The organism is Hydrogenophaga crocea (assembly GCF_011388215.1).
Classification (GTDB): Bacteria; Pseudomonadota; Gammaproteobacteria; order Burkholderiales; family Burkholderiaceae_C; genus Hydrogenophaga; species Hydrogenophaga crocea.
In genome coordinates this window covers 1,757,619-1,780,631 of sequence record NZ_CP049989.1, presented here as the reverse complement: position 1 = coordinate 1,780,631, position 23,013 = coordinate 1,757,619, and the positions used below count along the sequence as shown (strand labels likewise).

Annotated in this window: 23 protein-coding genes; 10 read left to right on the top strand and 13 right to left on the bottom strand. The window is 69.0% G+C overall.

Annotated features, from left to right (window positions below; translation table 11 throughout):
- Position 1 precedes the first annotated feature (1 nt).
- The 5 genes from G9Q37_RS08470 to G9Q37_RS08450 all read right to left on the bottom strand — a co-directional run bounded on the left by G9Q37_RS08470 (position 2) and on the right by G9Q37_RS08450 (position 4,550).
- Entirely contained in the window at positions 2-667 is a 666-nt protein-coding gene (locus G9Q37_RS08470; RefSeq protein WP_166226774.1) for a class II aldolase/adducin family protein, read from the bottom strand.
- Positions 664-1,941 (bottom strand): 3-oxo-tetronate kinase, encoded by a 1,278-nt coding sequence (gene otnK, locus G9Q37_RS08465; RefSeq protein ID WP_166226773.1) that lies wholly within the window; start codon positions 1,939-1,941, stop codon positions 664-666. The genes G9Q37_RS08470 and otnK overlap by 4 nt, the downstream gene beginning before the upstream one ends.
- The gene (ltnD, locus tag G9Q37_RS08460) at positions 1,938-2,873 is read right to left on the bottom strand and encodes an L-threonate dehydrogenase (RefSeq protein WP_166226772.1); all 936 of its coding nucleotides are present in this window, start codon (positions 2,871-2,873) and stop codon (positions 1,938-1,940) included. Before ltnD ends, otnK begins: the two co-directional genes overlap by 4 nt.
- The gene (locus G9Q37_RS08455; RefSeq protein WP_166226771.1) at positions 2,870-3,643 is read right to left on the bottom strand and encodes a FadR/GntR family transcriptional regulator; all 774 of its coding nucleotides are present in this window, start codon (positions 3,641-3,643) and stop codon (positions 2,870-2,872) included. The genes ltnD and G9Q37_RS08455 overlap by 4 nt, the downstream gene beginning before the upstream one ends.
- A gap of 88 nt (positions 3,644-3,731) precedes the next feature.
- Entirely contained in the window at positions 3,732-4,550 is an 819-nt protein-coding gene (locus G9Q37_RS08450; RefSeq protein ID WP_166226770.1) for a metal-dependent hydrolase, read from the bottom strand.
- A 118-nt stretch (positions 4,551-4,668) separates the two neighbouring features.
- On the opposite strand from G9Q37_RS08450, the gene G9Q37_RS08445 reads away from it, so the two are divergent.
- Positions 4,669-5,256, top strand: coding sequence for a TetR/AcrR family transcriptional regulator (locus G9Q37_RS08445; RefSeq protein ID WP_166226769.1), 588 nt, complete (start codon positions 4,669-4,671; stop codon positions 5,254-5,256).
- 49 nt (positions 5,257-5,305) lie between these two features.
- Here G9Q37_RS08445 and G9Q37_RS08440 read toward each other — a convergent pair whose 3' ends face one another.
- Entirely contained in the window at positions 5,306-7,369 is a 2,064-nt protein-coding gene (locus tag G9Q37_RS08440; protein ID WP_166226768.1) for a sodium-translocating pyrophosphatase, read from the bottom strand.
- A gap of 276 nt (positions 7,370-7,645) precedes the next feature.
- Between G9Q37_RS08440 and ppa the strand changes: the two genes are divergently transcribed.
- On the top strand, positions 7,646-8,188 hold the full coding sequence (ppa, locus tag G9Q37_RS08435; RefSeq protein WP_166226767.1) for an inorganic diphosphatase: 543 nt from the start codon (positions 7,646-7,648) through the stop codon (positions 8,186-8,188).
- A 13-nt stretch (positions 8,189-8,201) separates the two neighbouring features.
- Here the strand turns inward: ppa and G9Q37_RS08430 are convergent, their stop codons facing one another.
- From G9Q37_RS08430 to G9Q37_RS08420, 3 genes are read right to left on the bottom strand one after another with little or no spacing between them, the layout of a single operon-like run.
- Positions 8,202-8,651, bottom strand: a complete 450-nt coding sequence (locus G9Q37_RS08430) for a bactofilin family protein (RefSeq protein ID WP_166226766.1) — start codon at positions 8,649-8,651, stop codon at positions 8,202-8,204.
- Positions 8,645-9,001: a hypothetical protein gene (locus tag G9Q37_RS08425; RefSeq protein WP_166226765.1), complete on the bottom strand. Its 357-nt coding sequence runs from the start codon at positions 8,999-9,001 to the stop codon at positions 8,645-8,647. Before G9Q37_RS08425 ends, G9Q37_RS08430 begins: the two co-directional genes overlap by 7 nt.
- 23 nt (positions 9,002-9,024) lie before the next feature.
- Complete coding sequence (locus G9Q37_RS08420) at positions 9,025-10,200, bottom strand: GNAT family N-acetyltransferase (protein WP_166226764.1); 1,176 nt, start codon at positions 10,198-10,200, stop codon at positions 9,025-9,027.
- Between G9Q37_RS08420 and G9Q37_RS08415 the strand changes: the two genes are divergently transcribed.
- Entirely contained in the window at positions 10,199-11,884 is a 1,686-nt protein-coding gene (locus tag G9Q37_RS08415) for an NAD+ synthase (protein ID WP_166226763.1), read from the top strand. The genes G9Q37_RS08420 and G9Q37_RS08415 overlap by 2 nt on opposite strands.
- Here the strand turns inward: G9Q37_RS08415 and G9Q37_RS08410 are convergent.
- Positions 11,862-12,890 carry an asparaginase gene (locus G9Q37_RS08410; protein ID WP_166226762.1) on the bottom strand — a complete coding sequence of 343 codons (1,029 nt, stop codon included), beginning with the start codon at positions 12,888-12,890 and terminating at the stop codon, positions 11,862-11,864. The genes G9Q37_RS08415 and G9Q37_RS08410 overlap by 23 nt on opposite strands.
- Before the next feature lie 99 nt (positions 12,891-12,989).
- Here G9Q37_RS08410 and G9Q37_RS08405 point away from each other — a divergent pair, with 99 nt between their 5' ends.
- The gene (locus tag G9Q37_RS08405) at positions 12,990-13,328 is read left to right on the top strand and encodes a P-II family nitrogen regulator (protein WP_166226761.1); all 339 of its coding nucleotides are present in this window, start codon (positions 12,990-12,992) and stop codon (positions 13,326-13,328) included.
- 10 nt (positions 13,329-13,338) lie between these two features.
- On the opposite strand, the gene G9Q37_RS08400 is transcribed toward G9Q37_RS08405, so the two are convergent.
- The 3 genes from G9Q37_RS08400 to G9Q37_RS08390 are packed head-to-tail and all read right to left on the bottom strand — an operon-like array spanning position 13,339 to position 14,878.
- On the bottom strand, positions 13,339-13,926 hold the full coding sequence (locus G9Q37_RS08400; RefSeq protein WP_166226760.1) for an LOG family protein: 588 nt from the start codon (positions 13,924-13,926) through the stop codon (positions 13,339-13,341).
- Positions 13,923-14,327, bottom strand: coding sequence for a diacylglycerol kinase (locus G9Q37_RS08395; RefSeq protein ID WP_166226759.1), 405 nt, complete (start codon positions 14,325-14,327; stop codon positions 13,923-13,925). The genes G9Q37_RS08400 and G9Q37_RS08395 overlap by 4 nt, the downstream gene beginning before the upstream one ends.
- A complete protein-coding gene (locus tag G9Q37_RS08390) occupies positions 14,324-14,878 on the bottom strand; it encodes an RDD family protein (RefSeq protein ID WP_166226758.1) in 555 nt (184 codons plus the stop codon). Before G9Q37_RS08390 ends, G9Q37_RS08395 begins: the two co-directional genes overlap by 4 nt.
- Positions 14,879-15,119: 241 nt before the next feature.
- Between G9Q37_RS08390 and G9Q37_RS08385 the strand changes: the two genes are divergently transcribed.
- The 6 genes from G9Q37_RS08385 (at position 15,120) to G9Q37_RS08360 (ending at position 22,954) form a co-directional block, all read left to right on the top strand.
- Entirely contained in the window at positions 15,120-16,898 is a 1,779-nt protein-coding gene (locus G9Q37_RS08385; protein WP_166226757.1) for an acetolactate synthase 3 catalytic subunit, read from the top strand.
- 112 nt (positions 16,899-17,010) lie between these two features.
- Entirely contained in the window at positions 17,011-17,502 is a 492-nt protein-coding gene (gene ilvN, locus G9Q37_RS08380; RefSeq protein ID WP_166226756.1) for an acetolactate synthase small subunit, read from the top strand.
- A 29-nt stretch (positions 17,503-17,531) separates the two neighbouring features.
- Positions 17,532-18,548 carry a ketol-acid reductoisomerase gene (ilvC, locus tag G9Q37_RS08375; RefSeq protein WP_166224748.1) on the top strand — a complete coding sequence of 339 codons (1,017 nt, stop codon included), beginning with the start codon at positions 17,532-17,534 and terminating at the stop codon, positions 18,546-18,548.
- A gap of 121 nt (positions 18,549-18,669) precedes the next feature.
- Complete coding sequence (gene pssA / locus G9Q37_RS08370) at positions 18,670-19,479, top strand: CDP-diacylglycerol--serine O-phosphatidyltransferase (protein ID WP_166226755.1); 810 nt, start codon at positions 18,670-18,672, stop codon at positions 19,477-19,479.
- Positions 19,480-19,695: 216 nt separating this feature from the next.
- Entirely contained in the window at positions 19,696-21,384 is a 1,689-nt protein-coding gene (gene leuA, locus G9Q37_RS08365) for a 2-isopropylmalate synthase (RefSeq protein WP_166226754.1), read from the top strand.
- Positions 21,385-21,412: 28 nt separating this feature from the next.
- The gene (locus tag G9Q37_RS08360) at positions 21,413-22,954 is read left to right on the top strand and encodes a 2-isopropylmalate synthase (protein WP_166226753.1); all 1,542 of its coding nucleotides are present in this window, start codon (positions 21,413-21,415) and stop codon (positions 22,952-22,954) included.
- The last annotated feature ends 59 nt before the right edge of the window (positions 22,955-23,013 follow it).

Sequence of the window (23,013 nt, the reverse complement as noted above, 5' to 3'; positions counted from 1 at the left end):
GTCACCACAGGGCGTTGAAGCGCTGGCGCAGCTCGTCGAGGCGGGCGTCGCTCAGCGGGGCAGGGCGGGGGTTGCAGAGCAGCCACAGGCGGGCGGTCTCTTCGAGTTCTTCGAGCAGGGCCATGGCCTGCGCGGGGCTCTGGTGCCACACCACGGGGCCCAGGCGTTCGAGCAGCACGGCATGCAGCGGGCGTTCGGCGCGCGCGATAAGCCCGGCGAGTTCGTCGGCCACGGCGGCGTCGCCGGGCACGCGGTAGGGCACATGGGGCACGTGGCCCACCTTCATGGCCTGGTAGGGTGTGATCGGGGGCAGCACATCGTGCGGCTGCCACACGCCCTGCAGGCTCAGCGCCACCAGGTGGGTGCTGTGGGTGTGCAGCACGCAGTGCGCCTGCGGCGCCGCGCCGTAGATGCGCCGGTGCAATGCGAGGGTCTTGCTCGCGCGGTCGCCGCTGCGCTGCGTGCCGTCGTCGGCCACCCAGGCGAGCCGGTCGGCTTCGAGCATGCCCAGGCAGGCGTCGGTGGGCGTGATGAGGAAGCCGCCGCCTTGCTCGGCCGTGAGCCGCACGCTGATGTTGCCCGCGGTGGAGCGCGCGTAGCCGCGCTGGAACAGCGAGGCGCCGAGTCGAACGATCTGCTCGCGGCAGGCTTGCTGGGCCGCGTTCATGGGGCGTGCCCCGCGAGCGCCAGGGCCTCGCGGAAGAAATCGGGGCCGCCGAAGTTGCCCGACTTGAGCGCCAGCAGCAACGTGTCGCCGCTGGCGGCGTCTCGCGCGGCCGTCCAGGGCACACCGGGGCAGATGCTGGGGCCGATGCGCAGCTGCTGCACGTCCAGGGCCTGCACCACCGCGCCTGAGGTCTCGCCACCGGCCACCACGAGGCGGCGCACGCCGGCCTGCACCAGGCCGGCGGCGATGCGGGCCAGCGCCTGCTCGACCAGTTCGCCCGCGGCCTGCACGCCCAGCGCCTGCTGCACCGCGCCGACCCGCTCGGGCGCGGCCGTGGCGTACACGAGCACCGGTTGCTGCTGCAGCATTTGCTCTGCTTTCAGGAGCAGACCGGCTGCGGTCTGGCGGCCCTCGTGCAGTGCGAGCGGGTCGACCTGCACGGCCGCGCCGCCGTTGTGCAGCCAGCGCGCGACCTGCGCATTGGTGGCTTCGGAACACGAGCCCGAGACCACGGCCGAGGCGCCGCGCACCGCGGGCAGGGCCGCGGCCTGCGCGTCGGGTCGCAGCCAGCCGCGGCGCGCGTAGGCCGGCGGCAGGCCCAGGGCCACGCCCGAACCCGCGGTGACCAGGGGCAGTTCGGCGCAGGCCTCGGCCAGCGTGAGCAGGTCGCCGTTGTCCACCGCGTCGGCCACGGCGATGCGCACGCCTTCGGCCTGCAGCGCCTGCAGCCGCGCACGCGCCGCGGCCGCGCCCTGCGCCACCGTGTCGTGGCGCAGCAGGCCCACACGCTGCGCGGTCTGCGCCTGCAGCACGCGCACCAGGTTGGCGTCGGTCATGGGCGTGAGCGGGTGCTGGCGCATGCCCGATTCGCTGAGCAGCGCGTCGCCCACGAACAGGTGGCCGCGGAACACGGTGCGGCCGTTCTCGGGGAAGGCGGGGCAGGCGATGGTGAGGTCCGTGCCCAGGGCCTGCATCAGCGCGTCGGTGACCGGGCCGATGTTGCCGCGCGGCGTGGAATCGAAGGTGGAGCAGTACTTGAAGTAGATCTGGCGCGCGCCGGCCGCGCGCAGCGCCGCGAGCGCGCCCAGGCTCTCACGCACCGCGGCCTCGGGCGCGGTGGTGCGCGACTTGAGCGCGACCACGATGGCGTCGGCCTCGGGCAGCGCCCCCTGGGGCACGCCCAGCACCTGCACCGTGCGCATGCCCGCGCGCACCAGCATGCTGGCGACGTCGGTGGCGCCGGTGAAGTCGTCTGCGATGACGCCGAGGATCATGGCGCGGCCTTCGCGGCAGGGGCCGGCAGGTCGAGGCCCGCGAGCCCGGCGTAGTACTTCACCACGGCCGAATCGTCTTCGCCGCCCAGGCCCATGGCCGCGGTGGCCAGGTAGAGCTGGTGCGCGGCGGCCGCCAGCGGCAGCGGGAATTTGAGCGCGCGCGCGGCGTCGAGCACGATGCCCAGGTCTTTCACGAAGATGTTGACCGCCGACAGCGGGGTGTAGTCGCCGTCGAGGATGTGGGGCACGCGGTTCTCGAACATCCAGCTCATGCCGGCGCTGTTGCAGATCACCTCGTAGAGCTGGCGCGGGTCGGCGCCGGCCTTGATGCCCAGCGCCATGGCCTCGCAGGCGGTGGCGATGTGCACGCCCGCGAGGTGCTGGTTCACCATCTTCACCGTGGAGCCGATGCCCGCGCGGTCGCCCAGACGGTAGACCTTGCCCGCGATGGCCTGCAGTGCGGCGTCGGCGGCGGCGAACGCCGCGTCGCTGCCCGAGGCCATCACCGTCATCTGGCCCTCGGCGGCCTTCTTTGCGCCGCCCGACACGGGCCCGTCGATCAGCAGGATGCCGCGCTCGGCCAGCCGCGCTTCCCACTGCGGCGGCAGGGCCGGATCGACCGTGGCCGAGGCGATCACCACCGCGCCGCGGCGCAGGCCGTGCACCAGGCCGTGTTCGCCGAACAGCACGGCCTCGGTCTGCGCGGCGTTGACCACCAGCACCAGCACGGCGTCGCAATGCGGCGCGAGTTCGGACGGATGCTGCACGGCATGGCCGCCGGCCTGCTCGAAGGCGGCGCGCGCGGCGGGCTGCGGGTCGCAGCCCCAGGTGGCGAGGCCGCGGCGCAGCGCGGATCGGGCGGCGCCCAGGCCCATGGAGCCCAGGCCGATCACGCCCAGGGTGCAAGAAGAGGGAGCAGCGGCGGCGGTCATTCGGTGCGCGAGGAAGAAGGGGGCTTGAGCAGCGCGTCGAGCGCGCGGCGGATGGGAGGGGTGGCGTTTTCGATGCGGTCGGCGGCATTGACCATGTGCCGCATGGCGGCGTCGCGCGCGGCCGCGGCGTCGCCGCGCGTGACCGCTTCGGCGATGGCGCGGTGCTCAACGTGCACCTGCACCATGTAGCCGTTGTCCAGCGATTCGTTGGTGCGCGTCACACGCATGGCGTCGCGCTGGTACTGCTCGAGAAAACCGAGCAGGCGCTCGTAGTGCGGGTTGTCGGTGGCGCGCGCGATGCTGCGGTGAAAGCGCAGGTCGGCCTCCACACCCTGGGCGCCCAGGGCCGGGCAGGCCTCGAGCTCGGCGAGCGCGTCCATGATCACGCGCGCCTTCTCGGGGGTGATGCGACGCGCCGCGAGCTCGGCCACGTCGGCCTCGAGGCCGCGCCGCACCTCCACCACCTGCAGCACGGCTTCCATGGAGTGCAGCACCGTGGGGTCGAAGGCCAGCGCGCGCGCCTGGTGGCTGGGCGCCACGAACACGCCCGCGCCCTGGCGCGAGGTGAGCAGGCCGATGGACTTGAGCTGGCTGATGGCCTCGCGCACCACGGTGCGCGACACGCCGAACTGCTCGGACAGGCGCTGCTCGGTGGGCAGGCGCTGGTCGGGGGCAAGCTCGCCCGATTCGATGCGCTGCATCAGCAGCGCCGCAAGCCGGTCGGTCAGGCGCTGGGGCGCCTGCAGGGGCTCTGCGTTCTCGGGGGGCATGCTTGTCTCGCTGTCTTTGTATGTTTGTCAGGTCATCATACAAGTGGAGCGGTCGCGAAAAAGCCCGGGAAAACCCGGGCTGGTGCTGTCAGCGGCCGACCGCGACGAACAGCGCGCTGTTCTCGCGCAGCCAGGTGGCCGAGCGTTCCGAGTGCTGGTGTTCGGGGTGGAAATCGGGCCGGAAATAGGCCCGCCAGGGGGCGAAGGTCTCGCGCAGCAGGCCCTGACGACCCAGCAGGTGGCGCGCCGCGCTGCGCCAGGTGGACCAACGCCACAGCGTGCCGTCGCGGCGCAGGTTGTTCACGGTCTGGCGCAGGGCGTCGACGAGGAAGAACACGGTGATGCGGCGCATCCACTTCACGCGCCAGGCGTGGTTGCCGCCAAGGGCCCGGTAGAGATCGAAGGCGGTGCTCTTGTGCTCGGCCTCTTCGGCGCTGTGCCACAGCCACAGCGCCTGCAGGCGCGGCTCGCTGTTCGCGAGCACCTCGGGGTGGCCAAGCAGCCATTCGGCGAACAGGGCGGTGAAGTGTTCGTTGGCCGCGGTGATGCCCAGCGCGTGGCGCGGGTCGGCGCCCGCGAGCACCTTCATGCGCGCTTCGGCGCGCGGTGCCCAGGCGTTCACCAGGCCGTGCTTTTCGATCTGCGCGTTGAACAGCGCGTGGATGCGCCGGTGTGTGGCCTCCTGGCCCACGAAGCCCTTCACCTCGGCCTCCCAGGCCGCTCGCTCCGCTTCCGGCAGGGCCTTGGCCCCGTCGCGCACCGAGTCGATGAAGAACTGCTCGCCCACCGGAAAGCTCATGGACAAGGCGTTGAACCACGCGGTGAGGAAGGCGTCGCCGCCGCACCAGTGGCGCGCCACGGGGCGCTCGAGGTCGATCAGCAGGCGGCGGACGGTGAGGTCGGTCATGGGGCGGCTCCGTTTGGTACCGGTTCGTACCAGGGCGAATGTGCCCGGCCCGGCCGGGGCTGTCAAGCCGGGCTGGCGGGTGCGCCGCCAAGGGCTGCGCGCGCCCTAAGATCACCGCATGCCCCGCCCCGAAGCCGCCACCGCCACCCTCGAATCCCCCGACACCCGATTGCTGCAGGCGCTCGCCGATGTGGCGGCCGAGAAGGGCCTGGCCGCGGTCACCGTGGCCGATGTGGTGCGCGTGGCGGGGGTGTCCAAGCGCACCTTCTACGAACACTTCAGCGACAAGGAGGCCTGCTTCCTGCAGCTCTACCGGCTGGCCAGCGCGTCGGCGCTGCGCACGCTGCGCGAGGCGGTGCAGCCCGGGCTGCCCTGGCAGGCGCAGGTGGAGACGGCGTTGCGCGCGTACTTCGCGCACCTGGCCTCGGGCCCGCAGCTGCTGCGGCTGCTGTTCGTGGAGATCCACCACCTCGGCGAAGCGGGCAGTGCGGTGCGCCGCGAGGTGATGGGCGAGCTCGCGGCCTTCATGCTGGGCACGGTCAACCGCGACCGCCCGGCCGCGCGCGCCCTGAGCGAGCCCATGGCCGTGGCCGCCGTGGGCGCGATCACCGAGCTCGTGCTGCAGGCCATCGAGCAGAACCGGCAGGCCGATCTCACCGAACTCGCGCCCGCAGCCAGCGAGGTGGTGCGGCGCCTGGCGCAGTAAGCACAAGGCCCGCACGCGGCGGGCCTTGTGAACGGGGGCCAGGCGCGGCTTACTTCGCCAGCGGCAGCAGCGGCACGATCAGCAGCGCCACGATGTTGATGATCTTGATCAGCGGGTTCACCGCGGGGCCGGCCGTGTCCTTGTAGGGGTCGCCCACGGTGTCGCCGGTGACGGCCGCCTTGTGCGCCTCAGAGCCCTTGCCGCCGTGGTGGCCGTCTTCGATGTACTTCTTGGCGTTGTCCCAGGCGCCGCCGCCGGTGCACATGGAGATGGCCACGAACAGGCCGGTGACGATGGTGCCCATGAGCAGACCGCCGAGCGCCTTGGGGCCGAGGAACACACCCACCAGGATGGGCACCACCACCGGCAGCAGGCTGGGCACGATCATTTCCTTGATCGCGGCCGAGGTCAGCATGTCCACCGCCTTGCCGTACTCGGGCTTGGCCGTGCCTTCCATGATGCCGGCGATCTCCTTGAACTGGCGGCGCACCTCGACCACCACCGAACCCGCGGCCCGGCCCACGGCTTCCATGGCCATGGCACCGAAGAGGTAGGGGATCATGCCGCCGATGAACAGGCCGATGATCACCATCGGATCGCTGAGGTCGAAGCTGACCTTGGCGCCGTAGGTTTCGAGCTTGTGGGTGTAGTCGGCGAACAGCACCAGCGAGGCCAGGCCCGCGGAGCCGATGGCGTAGCCCTTGGTGACGGCCTTGGTGGTGTTGCCCACGGCGTCGAGCGGGTCGGTGATGTCGCGCACCGCGCTGGGCAGTTCCGCCATCTCGGCGATGCCGCCGGCGTTGTCGGTGATGGGGCCGTAGGCGTCGAGCGCCACCACGATGCCCGCCATGCTCAGCATGGCCATGGCCGCCACGGCGATGCCGTACAGGCCGGCCAGCATGTAGGCCGCCACGATGGCCGCGCACACGAAGAGCACGGGCCAGGCGGTGGAGCGCATGGACACGCCCAGGCCCGCGATGATGTTGGTGCCGTGGCCGGTGGTGGACGCCTGCGCGATGTGTTTGACCGGGCTGTACTGCGTGCCGGTGTAGAACTCGGTGATCCACACCAGCAGGCCGGTGAGCGCCAGGCCCACGAAGCAGGCGCCGAACAGGCGCAGCTGGCTGCCGCTGGCGGCGATCGCGTTGTCCGGGATGATCCAGGCGGTGACGAACCAGAAGGCGACCAGCGAGAGCACGCCCGCGATGATCAGGCCCTTGTAGAGCGCGGGCATCACGTTCTTCATGCCCGGGCTGGCCTTGACGAAGAAACAGCCCACGATGGACGCGAGGATGGACACGCCACCCAGCACCAGCGGGTAGAGCACGGCCTGCAGCGGCGCGGTCGCGACCATGAGCGCGCCCAGCACCATGGTGGCGATCAGCGTGACCGCGTAGGTCTCGAACAGGTCGGCAGCCATGCCCGCGCAGTCGCCCACGTTGTCGCCCACGTTGTCGGCGATCACCGCCGGGTTGCGCGGATCGTCTTCGGGAATGCCGGCCTCCACCTTGCCCACCAGGTCGGCGCCCACGTCGGCGCCCTTGGTGAAGATGCCGCCGCCCAGGCGCGCGAAGATCGAGATCAGCGAGGAACCGAAGGCGAAGCCGATCAGCGGGTTGAGCATCTTGGCCAGGTTGGACGAGGCGTTGAGGTTGCCGTTGCCCACCAGGAACCAGAAGAAGCCGGCCACGCCCAGCAGGCCCAGACCCACCACCAGCATGCCCGTGATGGCGCCGCCGCGGAAGGCGACGTCGAGCGCCGGACCCATGCCCTTGGTGGCGGCCTGTGCGGTGCGCACGTTGGCGCGCACCGAGATGTTCATGCCGATGAAGCCGCAGGCGCCCGAGAGCACCGCACCCACCACGAAGCCGATGGCCGTGGGGCCGTCGAGGAAGATGCCGATGAGCACGGCGAGCACGATGCCGACCAGGCCAATGGTCTTGTATTGCCGAGCGAGGTAGGCCGCAGCACCGGTCTGGATGGCGCCCGCGATTTCCTGCATGCGGGCGTTGCCGGCTTCCTGGGAGAGGATCCAACTGCGGGACCAGAAACCGTAGATCACGGCAACCAGCCCACAGACGAGCGCGAAGATCAGCGCACTTTGACCAACCATGAATTTCTCCTGCCAGTGGTTTTTGACTTGGAGGGGGCAACGCCTCCGGGGCTGCCCCCGCTGCGTTGCTTCCTCGCGGTCTTCGCTGCTGCGAAAGCTGCAGCAGGGCAGAGGCGATTGGCCAACGCGACCAATGTAGCGAGATTCGCGCCGTTTGCCACCGGGGCCGTCAGCTTCGCGTCGGTAAAATCAGGGTAAATCCGGAGCGCGCGCCGCGCCTGGTGTCATTCGCGTGACGCCCCGGTCAGATTCCCTTCAACCCCTCCCGAGCACTTCATGTCCCTCGACAACGTCACCCCTGGCAGCAAGGTTCCCGAATCGTTCAACGTGATCATCGAGATCCCGATGAACGCCGACCCGATCAAGTACGAGGTCGACAAGGAAACCGGCGCCATCTTCGTGGACCGTTTCATGAGCACGGCCATGCACTACCCCACGAACTACGGCTACATCCCCAAGACCATCTCGGGCGACGGCGATCCGGTGGACGTGCTCGTGATCACGCCGGTGCCGCTGATCCCCGGTGTGGTGGTGACCTGCCGCGCGCTGGGCATGCTGCGCATGGAGGACGAGGCCGGTGAAGACGCCAAGCTGCTGGCCGTGCCGGTGGACAAGATCCTGTCGATCTACACGCAGTGGCAAAAGCCCGAAGACCTCAACCCCATGCGCCTGAAGACCATCCAGCACTTCTTCGAGCACTACAAGGACCTGGAGCCGGGCAAGTGGGTGAAGGTGCTGGGCTGGGCCGACAAGGCCGCCGCGCACAAGGAAATCCTGGACGGCATCGCCAACTACGAGAAGTCGCTCAAGAAGGCCTGAGCGGCCGCGGCGATCAGGGCGCGGCGGGCGGTTCCACCAGCACGTCGCGCAACACGGGCAGGCGGTCGGCCGTCTGCAGCGTGCGGAAGGGGCCCTTGAGTTGGGCCCCTTCGTACATCTGCAGCCGCCGCGCGAGCAGGGTGCCGGTGGACACACCGGTCTTGCTCACGTAGACCATGCCCTCGCACTCCAGGCTGGTGTCGTGCGGCCCGCCGTTGGGCGAGCCCAGCTGGCCGAACAGGTACAGGTCGCCGAGCACGCGGATGCGGCCGCGCACGCTGGCGCCGGTCCAGATGATGAGGCGGCCGTCCACGCGGATGTGGCCTTCGAGCCGGCCCTGCACGATCAGGCCGCCCTCGAAATTCAGGTCGCCGCTGAGGTCGCAGCCCGCGGCCACGCGGTTGACGATGTTCATCGCCACCGGGTCGATGGTGAGCGTGTCCTGGGCCACCGGGTTCACCACGGCAGGCTCCTCACGAGGTGGTTGAGCTGTGCGAAGCCGCCGAGCGCGTGCAGGCTGAGGCCCACGCCCCCCAGCAGCGCCAGAGCGCCCAGCAGGGCAATGCCCAGTGCATGGCGTTCGACCCAGCGCCGCCAGGCCTTGGGGCGGCGGCGCGGCACGCCGGGCGGCAGCTCGCTCAGGCGCTCGATCACCCAGGGCTGCCAGGCGGGGCTCACGCGCACGTCGCCATCGGCCGGGTCGATCTGCAGGCCCTGGGCCTGGCCCGCGGCCGCCGACATGCGCCGCCCGAGCAGCACCGAAAACGGTGGCCCGACCACCGCATGGGTGAAGAAGGCGTCCTGCTCGTCCATGGCGGCCGAGTGTAGCGAAGCGCCTAGGCGCCGCGGGCCTTGAGCGGGTTGCGTTCGGCGAGGTGGTCGAGGTAGTGCGCCACGCCCGCGCCCTCGCGCTGCAGGAAGCGATCGACCGCCTCGGCAAAGGCCGGGTGCGCGAGCCAGTGCGCGCTGGTGGTCTTCACGGGCAGCAGGGCCCGCGCCATCTTGTGCTCGCCCTGCGCGCCGCCCTCGAAGCGGCGGTAGCCGTGTGCCAGGCACCATTGCAGCGGTTGGTAGTAGCAGGCCTCGAAGTGCAGGCAGTCGACGCGTTCGAGCGCGCCCCAGTAGCGGCCATAGGCCACGCGGCGCTCGGGGTCGATGGCGATCAGGCTGCTCGCGATCGGCTGGCCGTCGCGCTCGGCCACGAAGAGCAGCCAGTGTTCGGGCATGTCGCGCGCCATGCGGGCGAAGAAGTCGGGCGTGAGGTAGGGCGGGTTGCCGTGCTCGAGGTAGGTGCGCTCGTAACAGCGGTAGAAGAAGGCCCAGTCGGCGGCCGTGATGTCGCGGCCCCGCGCCCAGCGAAAGCGCACCCCGGCCTCGGCCACCTTGCGGCGCTCCTGGCGGATCTTCTTGCGCTTGTCCTGCTGCAGGCTCGCGAGGAAGGCGTCCCAGTCGGGCCAGTCGTGGTTCTGCCAGTGGAACTGGACGGTGTGGCGCGCCATCAGGCCCTCGGCCTCGCAGGCGGCCACGTCCTCGGGCAGCAGGAACAGCAGGTGCAGCGACGACAGCCGCTGGGCTTCGCACCAGCCGATCAGGGCCCGCAGCAACGCCCGCCGCGCGGCCGGGTCCACCGCCAGCAGCCGCGCGCCCGGCACCGGCGTGAAGGGCACGGCCACGAGCGCCTTGGGGTAGTAGCGCAGGCCATGTTCGGCGTAGGCGTTGGCCCAGGCCCAGTCGAACACGTATTCGCCGTAGGAATGCGACTTGACCTGCACCGCGCACGCGGCCTGCAGCGTGTCGCCGCGCCACAGCGTGACCAGGCGCGGGGCCCAGCCGGTCTCGGGCGTGGCGCTGCCGCTGTCGACCATCGCGCGCAGGTAGGCGTGGCGCGCGAACGGGCTGGGGTCGCTGCTGTGCGCGAGCAGCGCGTCCCAGGCGGCGGCGGGCAGCGCGTCCCAGCCGTCGAGAACCCGGGTGACATAATCGTTTTCCCCTGTCAGCCCACCTGTTTCCATGACGTTTTCCGTATCGGTTGCCCAGCTCAACTTCGTGGTGGGAGACATGGCGGGCAATGCCCGCCGCATCGTCGACGCGGCCCGCGCCGCCCACGCGCGCGGGGTGCAGCTGCTGCTCACGCCCGAACTCGCGATCTGCGGTTACGCGGCCGAAGACCTTTACCTGCGGCCCGCCTTCATCGACGCCTGCGATGATGCCGTGAAGCGCGTGGCGGCCGAGACCGCCGACCTCAAAGGCCTGCACATCGTGGTGGGACATCCGGCCCGCACCGGCCCGGGCGCGCGCGAGCGCAGCGTGTCGGTGCCTGCCCTGCACAACGCGGCCAGCGTGCTCTGCGAGGGCCGTGTGCTCGCCACCTGCGCCAAGCGCGAGCTGCCCAACTACCAGGTGTTCGACGAGCGCCGTTACTTCACGCCGGGCGACGCGCCCTGCGTGTTCGCGGTGCCCGACGCCCAGGGCCGCCCGGTGAAGGTGGGCCTGCTGATCTGCGAAGACGCCTGGTTCGAGGCCCCCGCGGCCGACCTGCGCGCCGCGGGCGCCGAGCTCATCGCCGTCATCAACGCCTCGCCCTTCCACGCGGGCAAGGGCGGTGAGCGCGAGGCCCACATGCGCGAGCGCGTGCGCCAGACCGGCCTGCCGCTGGTGTACGCCCACCTGGTGGGCGGCCAGGACGAGATCGTGTTCGAAGGTCGCAGCTTCGTGCTCGATGCGCAGGGCGAACTCGCGGGCCGCGCGGTGAGCTTCGAAGAGGCGCAGTTCGACGCCCGCTTCGAGCGCGGCGCGGCGGGCTGGCGCATCACGGCCGACACCGACCGCCCGCACAGCGCCGACGCCGACCTCTGGCACGCGCTGGTGCTCGGCGTGCGCGACTACCTCGGCAAGAATGGCTTTCCCGGCGCCATCCTGGGCCTGTCGGGCGGCATCGATTCGGCGCTGGTGCTGGCGATCGCGGTCGACGCCTTGGGCAAGGACCGGGTGCGCGCGGTGATGATGCCCTCGCCCTACACGGCCGACATCTCGTGGATCGACGCGCGCGACATGGCCGCGCGCCTGGGCGTGCGTTACGACGAGATCGCGATCGCGCCCGAGTTCGAGGCCTTCAAGGCCTCGCTCGCGCCGCTGTTCGAAGGCCGGCCCGAAGACACCACCGAAGAGAACCTGCAGGCGCGCATCCGCGGCACGCTGCTCATGGGCCTGTCGAACAAGTTCGGCAGCATCGTGCTCACCACCGGCAACAAGAGCGAGATGGCCACGGGCTACTGCACGCTCTACGGCGACATGGCGGGCGGCTTCGCGGTGATCAAGGACGTGGCCAAGACCGCGGTGTTCCGGCTCGCGCGCTGGCGCAACGCGCACGACCCCTACGGCACGGGCGCCAACCCGATCCCCGAGCGCATCATCGTGCGGCCGCCGAGCGCCGAGCTGCGCCCCGACCAGAAGGACCAGGACAGCCTGCCCGAGTACCCGGTGCTCGACGCCATCATCGAGCGCTACATGGAGAACGACCAGAGCCCCGAGAGCATCATCGCCGAGGGCTTCGCGCGGGCCGATGTGGAGAAGGTGGTTCGGCTGATCCGCATCAACGAGTACAAGCGCCGCCAGGCGCCGGTGGGCATCCGCGTGACCCACCGCAGCTTCGGCAAGGACTGGCGCTACCCGATCACGAGCAAGTACCGGGCTTGAGCTCGAGCACGGCGCGCATGTCGCCGACCTCGACGCCGGCCGCGTTCTTCAGCGGCGGTGGCAGCAGGCGCGCGAGCGCCTCGCGGTCGGTGTCTTCGAGCCAGCCGAGCTGTTCGAGCGCAGCCACCAGCGCCACCATCAGCGGCGCGAGCTGACCGTCGCTGCACTTGGCCGCGATGGCGATGCCGCGGCTGAAGCTCGCGAGCGCCTGCACGCCGTCGGCGCCCACCTTGCTCACCCAGTCGCCACGGCCGGCCTGCATCAGGTGCAGGTCGTTGCGGCCGCGCCCGCTCACGAGGTCGGGATGGCGGCTCATGGCGCGCGCGATGCGTTGCGGCGCCGTGCCGTAGCGGCTGTCGGGTGTGTCCGGCGTGAGCCGTGCGAAGGCATGCGCGAGCGAGCGCAGCGGCAGGGCGATGTTGGGCGCGCTGCAGCCGTCGATGCCACGCACCAGCGCGTGCTCGGGCACGCCCGAAAAGTGGCTCACGCAGTGCGCGATCTCGCGCTGCACCGGGTGGTCCGTGGCCAGGTAGCCCTGCAGCGGAGCGCCCAGCGCGTCGGCCAGCAGCAGCATGCCCGAGTGCTTGCCCGAGCAGTTGTGGTGCAGCGCGCCGTAGCGCGCGCCCGCGGGCGGCGTGAGGCCGTTGAAGCGGAACACGTAGGGTTCGTGCACGCCGCAGGCCAGGGCCGATTCGTCGGCGCCGATGCGCGCGAGCAGCGCGGCCGCGCGCTCGGTGTGCATGGGCTCGCCGTTGTGGCTGGCGCACAGCAGGGCGATGTCGGCGTCGTCGAGCCGCAGGCGCTCGGCCGCGCGCGCGATCAGGGGCATGGCCTGAAAGGGCTTGAGCGAAGAGCGCGTGAAGACCGGGGTGTCCACGTCGCCGGCGCGTGCGAGCAGCTCGCCTGCGGCGTTCACCACCGCGAAGGAGCCGTGGTGAATGTTCTCGGGGTGGCCGCCGCGAAAGCTCGCGGCGATGGGCACATGGCGGGGCAGGGCAGGCGTCATGGCAAGGGCCGTCTCGGTGAGAGCGCCGAGTATGCCCGCGGCCGCGAGATGGGCGTGATACATTTTTCGAACTCCCGCCCGTCATCAAAGGTTCACGACATGAAGCAGATCACCGCCGTCATCAAACCCTTCAAGCTCGAGGAGGTGCGCGAAGCGCTGGCCGAGCAGGGCGTGACCGGCCTGACCGTGACCGAGGTCAAGGGCTTCGGTCGTCAGAAGGGCCACACCGAGCTCTACCGCGGCGCCGAGTACGTGGTCGATTTCCTGCCCAAGGTCAAGGTCGAGGTGGTGGTGAAGGACGAAGACGTGGACCGCTGCGTCGAGGCCATCGTCAATGCCGCGCGCACCGGCAAGATCGGCGACGGCAAGATCTTCGTGACCTCGGTCGAGCGCGTGGTGCGCATCCGCACCGGCGAAGAAGACGAAACCGCCGTCTGAGCGCGGCGCTTCAGATCGCGTCGAGGCGCGGGGCCGGGGCCAGCCCGGCCGACTGCACCAGCTCGGGCAGCAGCGCCCGCGCGTCGGGCGACACGCGGATCAGGTCCATCTGCCAGTCGCCCATGAACTGCGCCTGCACGCCGGTGCGCAGGAAGGCCATCAGGCCGTCGTAGTAGCCGTCCACGTTGAGCAGGCCCACGGGTTTGTCGTGGTAGCCGAGCTGGCGCCAGGTCCAGACCTCGAAGAACTCCTCGAAGGTGCCGATGCCGCCGGGCAGGGCGAGAAACGCGTCGGCGTGCTCGGCCATGAGGCGCTTGCGTTCGTGCATGGTGTCGACCACGTGCAGTTCGCTGCAGCCGTGGTGCGCCCATTCCTTCTCGACCAGGGCCTTCGGGATCACGCCCACCACGCGGCCGCCGGCCTGCAGCGTGCTGTCGGCCACCAGACCCATGAGGCCATTGCGCCCGCCGCCGTACACCAGCTGACCGCCGCGTTCGCCGATCCAGCGGCCCACGGCGCGCGCGGCCTCGGCGAACGCGGGTTGCGCGCCCGGGCGCGAGCCGCAGTACACGCACAGCGAGAAGGCCGGCCCGCTCACGCCGGATTCCCGAAGTGCATCCACAGTGCCGCGATCCAGGTGCCGCTGCACAGCAGCAGGCTCAGCAGCACCGCGGCGCTGCCCATGTCCTTGGCGCGTTTGGACAGCACGTGCCACTCGGGCCCGATGCGGTCGATGGCGGTTTCGATGCCGGTATTGAGCAACTCCACCACCATCACCAGCACCACGGTGCCGATCAGCAGCGCGGTCTCCACCCAGCCCTGTCCCACCCAGAAGGCCAGCGGCACCAGCACGACCGACGCGATCGCTTCCTGGCGGAACGCGGTCTCGCCCCAGCCCGCGCGCAGGCCCGCGAACGAATAGAACAGGGCGTGCCACATGCGGCTCAGGCCGGTGCGGCGCTTTTGCGCGGTGACGTCTTCGTGGGGTTGCGGGGTCATGCCTTGAGCCCTTTGCGGGAGCGTTTGGGGGCCGGGGCCTGGGCGTGGTGCACCAGGCGCGTGCCGGCGAGCGCGTCGTGCAGGAACTGGCGCTGGGCGTGAAAGCGCGACAGCAGCGCGTAGACCAGCACCCAGCCCATCAGCAACACCGTGAGCTCGCCGCCGCTGGTGCCCAACACCGCGCTCAGCGCGAGCGGGGGCAGCAGCCACAGCCAGGACAGCACGTAGCGCCACAGCGCGCGCCACTGGCCAATGGGGCGGCCCTGGGCATCGACGACGCGGATGTTCCAGGTCTTCTGCGCCAGGGTCTGGCCCTTGTGCCAGAACCAGGTGAAGTAGATGCCGAACACCACGAACAGGAAGGCCTGCAGCGGGTGGCGGTTGTCCAGGGCGTGACGCTGCTGCGTGAGCGCCGAGAAGAGGTAGCCGGCGATGAACACCACACCGAACATGAGCATGCCCTCATAGAGCCAGCAGGCCATGCGGCGGCGCAGCGAAGGGGCGGTGAGGTCGGGTCGGGCGGCGCCGGAAGCGGGGGCGTCGGGGGTCATGGGAGGTTTCGCGGATAAGCGCGGAATTGTCGCATTCCGGCTTCGGTCGACGAAAAACCGGCGGCGGGCCTTTGCTGCGGTGCCATAATCTGCGGCTTTCGTCATCACACGGCAAACGGATCAGGGTCCGGTGGATACGTTCCGCCCATGGCCACTGGTCTCAAGTCCCGACGTCGCCTCACAAGGGTTGGCCGAGGGGCACCCAAGGTTTTTCGTCAGAGAAATTCTCGAAAGGTTGATCATGGACATCTCCAAGGCCGAACTGGCCTCGGCCGCCGCCGCCACGGCCGGCGACGCTCCCCTCGAACTCCGCGGCGCGGAAATCCTCGTCAAGGCCCTGCAGGCCGAGAACGTCAAGTACGTCTGGGGCTACCCCGGCGGCGCAGTGCTGCACATCTACGACGCGTTCTACAAGCAGGACACCATCCAGCACGTGCTGGTGCGCCACGAACAGGCCGCCGTGCACGCCGCCGACGGTTATGCCCGCGCCACCGGCGACGTGGGCGTGGCCCTGGTCACCTCCGGCCCCGGCCTGACCAACGCGGTCACCGGCATCGCCACGGCCTACATGGACAGCATCCCGATGGTGATCATCTCGGGCCAGGTGCCGACGCCGGCGATTGGCCTCGACGCCTTCCAGGAGTGCGACACCGTCGGCATCACGCGCCCCATCGTCAAGCACAACTTCCTCGTCAAGGATGTGCGGCACATGGCCGATGTGATGAAGAAGGCGTTCCACATCGCGCGCTCGGGCCGCCCCGGCCCCGTGGTGGTCGACGTGCCCAAGGACGTGTCCTTCAACAAGACCGCCTGGACCGGCTACCCCGAGAGCGTGGCGATGCGCTCGTACAACCCCGTGCGCAAGGGCCATGGCGGCCAGATCCGCAAGGCGCTGCAGCTGCTGCTCAACGCCAAGCGCCCCTACATCTACACCGGCGGCGGCGTGCTGCTGGGCAACGCCACGCAAGAGCTGCGCACCCTGGTCGACCTGCTCGGCTACCCGGTGACCAACACCCTCATGGGCCTGGGTGCCTATCCCGCCAGCGACCGCAAGTTCCTGGGCATGCTGGGCATGCACGGCACCATCGAAGCCAACAACGCGATGCAGAACTGCGACGTGCTGCTGGCCGTGGGCGCGCGCTTCGACGACCGCGTGATCGGCAACCCCAAGCACTTTGCGCAGAACGAACGCAAGATCATCCACATCGACATCGACCCCTCGAGCATCTCCAAGCGCGTGAAGGTCGACGTGCCCATCGTGGGCGACGTGAAGGACGTGCTGACCGAGCTGATCAACATGGTCCGCGAGACCAGCCAGCGCGCCGACGAGAAGGCCCTGGGCGAGTGGTGGAACACCATCGAAGGCTGGCGCTCGCGCGACTGCCTCAAGTACGACCGCGGCAACAAGGACGTGATCAAGCCGCAGATGGTGGTCGAGACCCTGTGGAACATGACCAAGGGCACCGAAACCTACATCACGTCCGACGTGGGCCAGCACCAGATGTGGGCCGCGCAGTTCTACAAGTTCGACGAGCCGCGCCGCTGGATCAACTCGGGCGGCCTGGGCACCATGGGCGTGGGCATTCCCTACGCCATGGGCATCAAGCTCGCCAAGCCCGAGGCCGAGGTGTTCTGCATCACCGGCGAAGGCTCGGTGCAGATGAACATCCAGGAGCTGTCGACCTGCCTGCAGTACAACACCCCGATCAAGGTGGTGTCGCTCAACAACCGCTACCTGGGCATGGTGCGCCAGTGGCAGGAGATCGAGTACTCGGGCCGCTACAGCCACAGCTACATGGACGCGCTGCCCAACTTCGTGAAGCTGGCCGAGGCCTATGGCCACGTGGGCATGCTGATCGAACGCCCCGAAGACGTGGAGCCCGCGCTCCGCGAAGCGCGCAAGCTCAAGGACCGCACGGTCTTCATGGACTTCCGCACCGACCCGACCGAGAACGTGTTCCCCATGGTCCAGGCCGGCAAGGGCATCACCGAGATGCTGCTGGGTTCGGAAGACCTGTAAACGCCCCGTCGGCCAGGCCGCAAGGCCAGGCCATTCCCCAAGTCGAATCTATTGATCGCCAAGCCTGGCACTTACCGGTGCCAGGGGAGGGCGGCGAAAAGAGGAAGCTGTCATGAAGCACATCATTGCCGTGCTGCTCGAGAACGAGCCCGGCGCACTCTCCCGCGTGGTGGGCCTGTTCTCGGCCCGTGGCTACAACATCGAGTCGCTCACCGTCGCGCCCACCGAAGACCCCAGCCTGTCGCGCATGACCATCCAGACCACCGGGTCGGACGACGTCATCGAGCAGATCACCAAGCACCTGAACCGCCTCATCGAGGTCGTGAAGGTGGTCGACCTCACCGAGGGCGCCTACACCGAGCGCGAGCTCATGATGGTGAAGGTGCGCGCGGTGGGCAAGGAACGCGAAGAGATGAAGCGCATGGCCGACATCTTCCGCGGCCGCATCATCGACGTGACCGACAAGAGCTACACCATCGAACTCACCGGCGACCAGGGCAAGAACGACGCCTTCCTGGAAGCCATCGACCGCAGTGCCATCCTCGAGACGGTGCGTACCGGTGCCAGCGGCATCGGCCGCGGCGAGAGAATCCTGCGCGTCTGAACCCCGAACCATTTTTCAACGGAGCAAGCATGAAAGTTTTCTACGACAAGGACTGCGACCTGTCCCTCATCAAGGGCAAGACGGTGGCGATCATCGGCTACGGCAGCCAGGGCCACGCGCACGCGCAGAACCTCAACGACAGCGGCGTGAAGGTGGTGGTGGGCCTGCGCAAGGGCGGGGCCTCGTGGGACAAGGTGGGCAAGGCCGGCCTGACGGTGATGGAAGTCAACGACGCGGTGAAAGCCGCCGACGTGGTGATGATCCTGCTGCCCGACGAGCAGATCGCCGAGGTCTACAAGAACAACGTCGAGCCCAACATCAAGCAGGGCGCCTCGCTGGCCTTCGCGCACGGCTTCAACGTGCACTACAACCAGGTGGTGCCGCGCGCCGACCTGGACGTGTGGATGGTCGCGCCCAAGGCCCCGGGCCACACCGTGCGCAGCACCTACACCCAGGGCGGCGGCGTGCCGCACCTGGTGGCGGTGCACCAGGACAAGACGGGCAAGGCGCGCGACCTGGCGCTGAGCTACGCCATGGCCAACGGCGGCGGCAAGGCCGGCATCATCGAGACCAACTTCAAGGAAGAGACCGAGACCGACCTGTTCGGCGAGCAGGCCGTGCTGTGCGGCGGCGCGGTCGAGCTGATCAAGATGGGCTACGAGACGCTGGTGGAAGCCGGCTACGCGCCCGAGATGGCCTACTTTGAGTGCCTGCACGAGCTCAAGCTCATCGTGGACCTGATCTACGAAGGCGGCATTGCGAACATGAACTACTCGATCTCCAACAACGCGGAGTTCGGCGAGTACGTGACCGGCCCCGAGGTGATCAACGAGCAGTCGCGCGCGGCCATGCGCAACGCGCTCAAGCGCATCCAGAACGGCGACTACGCCAAGATGTTCATCCTCGAAGGCCGCACCGGCTACCCGAGCATGACCGCGCGCCGGCGCAACACGGCCGCGCACAGCATCGAGGTGGTGGGCGCCCAGCTGCGCGCCATGATGCCCTGGATCGCTAAGAACAAGCTCGTCGACCAGACGCGCAACTGAGCGCGCCAGCGCGATGCAAGGCCGGGGCCGCGCAGGTGGCCCCGGCCTTTTTCATTCGGGCGCGTGGCACGTACACTGCGCCCCTGGCGGCCGTCTTGTGCCGCGGCGACCCATTGCACCCATGCACGACGGAACCGAGACCGAAATCGAACGCACTGCCGACGCACCGCGCCGGCCCAAGGGCATCTACTTCCTGCCCAACATGATCACGCTGGCCGCGCTCTTCGGCGGTTTCTATGCGGTGGTCATGGCCATGAACGAGCGCTTCGACCTCGCGACCGTGGGCATCTTCGTGGCCATGGTGCTCGACAGCCTCGACGGCCGCGTGGCCCGGCTCACGAACACGCAAAGCGCCTTCGGCGAACAGATGGACTCGCTGGCCGACATGGTGTCCTTCGGCGCGGCGCCCGCGCTCATCGCCTACGAATGGGCGTTGCGTGACCTCGGCCGCTGGGGCTGGATCGCGGCCTTCGTGTACTGCGCCTGCGCCGCGCTGCGCCTCGCGCGTTTCAACGTGAACACCGGCGTGGTCGACAAGCGCTTCTTCCAGGGTCTGCCGTCGCCCGCGGCCGCGGCACTGGTGGCGGGTTTCATCTGGCTCATGCAGGAGACCGGTGTGGCACCCATGGACGTCACCTGGGTGCTCTTCGCCCTCACGCTCTACGCGGGACTCACCATGGTGACCAACGTGCCCTTCTACAGCTTCAAGGACCTGAGCCTGAAAAAGAGCGTGCCCTTCGCGGCGCTGGTGCTCGTGGCGCTGGGGATCGCGGTGATCAACATCCACCCGCCCACCGTGCTGTTCCTGCTGTTCGTGGTGTACGGCCTCTCGGGTTATGGCGTGTACTTCTGGCGCAAGTCCAAGGGCCGGCCCACGAGCGTGATCAGCACGTCGACCGACGAGCCCGACGAGCGCGGCCTGCACGACTGATCGCGCCCATCGTCAACCCCTATCGGGTGCCTGATGGGCTTGTGATACATTGCACCGCATGTTTTCCCAAGCCGCTTCGCTGCTACTACTGGGTGTCCTGATCGGGCAGATGCGGTAGCGCGCGAGCGATTCACACCAAACGGCCCGTTTGCACCCGCAGCGGGCCGTTCGTGTTTCTGGGGCTGCGGGTTCTGTCGAACCGAGAGAGTCCACACCATGCTCAAGCAACCTGCAAGCAAGTACGCCGCCTTCCAGCCCGTCGGCCTCAAGGACCGCACCTGGCCCGATGCCGTCATCCGCAAAGCACCGGTCTGGCTGAGCACCGACCTGCGCGATGGCAACCAGGCGCTGATCGAGCCCATGGACGTGGAACGCAAGCTGCGCATGTTCCGCCAGCTCGTGAAGATCGGCTTCAAGGAGATCGAGGTCGGTTTCCCCTCGGCCTCGCAGATCGAATTCGAATTCGTGCGCCGCCTGATCGAGGAAAACCTGATCCCGGAGGATGTGACGATCCAGGTGCTCACCCAGGCCCGCGAGCCCCTGATCCGCCGCACCTTCGAGGCCTTGCAGGGCGCGCGCAGCGCCATCGTGCACCTCTACAACGCCACCGCACCCATCATGCGCCGGGTGGTGCTCGGCATGGACGAGGACGCGATCGTGGCGCTCGCCACCGACAACGCGCGCCTGTTCAAGCAGCTCGCTGCCGAGCAGCCGGGCACGCGCTGGACCTTCCAGTACTCACCCGAAATGTTCTCGGGCACCGAGCTCGCCTTCTCCAAGCGTGTGGTCGATGCGGTGACCGAGGTCTGGGCGCCCACGCCGGAACACAAGTGCATCGTGAACCTGCCGTCCACGGTGGAGCACAGCACGCCCAACATCTTCGCCGACATGATCGAGTGGATGCACCGCCACCTGGCGCGGCGCGACGCCATCGTGCTCTCGGTGCACCCGCACAACGACCGCGGCACGGGCACCGCCGCGGGCGAATTCGCGCTCATGGCCGGCGCCGACCGCCTCGAGGGCTGCCTGTTCGGCAACGGCGAGCGCACCGGCAACCTCGACATCGTGAACGTGGCGCTCAACCTCTACACGCAAGGCGTGTCGCCCGGGCTCGATTTCTCCGACATCGACGAGATCCGCCGCACCGTGGAGCACTGCAACCAGTTGCCCGTGCACCCGCGCCACCCCTACGTGGGCGACCTGGTCTACACCTCGTTCTCGGGTTCGCACCAGGACGCGATCAAGAAGGCCTTCGCGGCCCGGCAAGACAACGACGTCTGGAACATGCCCTACCTGCCCATCGACCCCAAGGACCTGGGCCGCAGCTACGAGGCCGTGATCCGCGTGAACAGCCAGTCGGGCAAGGGCGGCATCGCCTACCTGCTCGAAACCGAGTACGGCCTTGAACTGCCGCGGCGCCTGCAGATCGAGTTCAGCCAGGTGGTGCAGGCCGTGATGGACACCGAAGGCAAGGAGCTCGTGGCGCGTGACCTGTGGCAGTTGTTCGAACGCGAATACGGCCTGGCCAGCGCGGCGCCGGCCCATGTGAGCACCACCGAGCAGGCCGACGGCCAGGTGCGCGTGGCCGCAGACCTCGACTGGAACGGCCGCGTGATGCCCGTGCAGGGGCAGGGCAACGGTCCCATCGACGCCTTCGTGAGCGCGCTCAACGCCGCCACGGGCCGCCATGTGCGCGTGCTCGACTACCATGAACACGCCATCGGCGCCGGCGCCCAGGCGCAGGCCATGGCCTACATGGAGCTGCGCGTGGACGGGCAGCACACCGTGTTCGGCGTCGGCCGCGACACCAACATCGTGTCGGCCTCGTTCAAAGCCATCGTCTCGGGGCTGCGGCGCGCCGCCCCACGAGCACAATCCGCATCGATCGAACACGCCGCGTCCTGAACGCCGAGCGACCCACCGGAGCCCCACCATGAGCGAACAACTGATCATCTTCGACACCACCCTGCGCGACGGCGAGCAATCGCCTGGCGCCTCGATGACCAAGGACGAAAAGCTGCGCATCGCGCGCCAGCTCGAGCGCCTCAAGGTCGACGTGATCGAGGCCGGTTTTGCCGCCAGCTCGAACGGCGACTTCGAGTCGGTGAAGGCGATCGCCGACACCATCAAGGACTCCACGGTGTGTTCGCTCGCGCGCGCCAACGACCGCGACATCTCGCGTGCGGCCGAGGCGCTCAAGGGCGCGAACCGGGCGCGCATCCACACCTTCATCGCCACCAGTGCGCTGCACATGGAGAAGAAGCTGCGCATGACGCCCGAGCAGGTGCTCGAGCAGGCGCGGCAGTCGGTGCGCTTCGCGCGCAACCTTGTGGGCGACATCGAGTTCAGCCCCGAAGACGGCTACCGCAGCGACGTGGACTTTCTGTGCCGCGTGCTCGAGGCCGTGATCGACGAGGGCGCGACCACGCTCAACATTCCCGACACCGTGGGCTACGCGGTGCCCGAGCTGTATGGCAACTTCATCCGCACCCTGCGCGAGCGCGTGCCCAACTCCGACAAGGCCATCTGGAGCGTGCATTGCCACAACGACCTGGGCATGGCCGTGGCCAACTCGCTCGCGGGCGTGAAGATCGGCGGCGCGCGCCAGGTGGAGTGCACCATCAATGGCCTGGGCGAGCGCGCGGGCAACTGCTCGCTCGAAGAGATCGTGATGGCGGTGCGCACGCGCCGCGACTACTTCGGCCTCACCGTGGGCGTGGACGCCACGCAGATCGTGCCCGCCAGCCGCATGGTGAGCCAGACCACGGGCTTCGTGGTGCAGCCCAACAAGGCCGTGGTGGGCGCCAACGCCTTCGCCCACGCCAGCGGCATCCACCAGGACGGCGTGCTCAAGGCACGCGACACCTACGAGATCATGCGCGCCGAAGACGTGGGCTGGGCCGCGAACAAGATCGTGCTGGGCAAGCTCTCGGGCCGCAACGCCTTCAAGCAGCGCCTGCAGGAGCTTGGCATCGAGATGGAGTCGGAGTCCGAGATCAACACCGCGTTCGCCAAGTTCAAGGAGCTGGCCGACCGCAAGGCCGAGATCTTCGACGAGGACATCCTCGCGCTGGTGAGCGACGAGAGCGTGACGGCCGAGCGCGAGCAGTACGGCCTGGTGTCGCTCTCGCAGCGCAGTGAAACCGGCGAGCGCCCGCACGCCGCCGTGGTGTTCACCGTGGACGGCAAGGAATTCCACGGTGAGGCCGATGGCAACGGCCCGGTCGATGCCTCACTGAAGGCGATCGAGCAGCACGTCAAGAGCGGCGCCGAGCTGCTCCTGTACTCGGTCAACGCCATCACCTCGGGCTCCACCGAAAGCCAGGGCGAGGTCACGGTGCGCCTGCAGCACGGTGGCCGCGTGGTCAACGGCGTGGGTTCCGACCCGGACATCGTGGTGGCCTCGGCCAAGGCCTACCTGAGCGCGCTGAACAAACTCCACAGCAAGGCCGACCGCGTCGCGGCACAGGGCTAAGTTCAAGAAAATCAAGCACTTGGAAGGTCATCGGGCGAAAAGGTCAGAAAAAGGCAGTA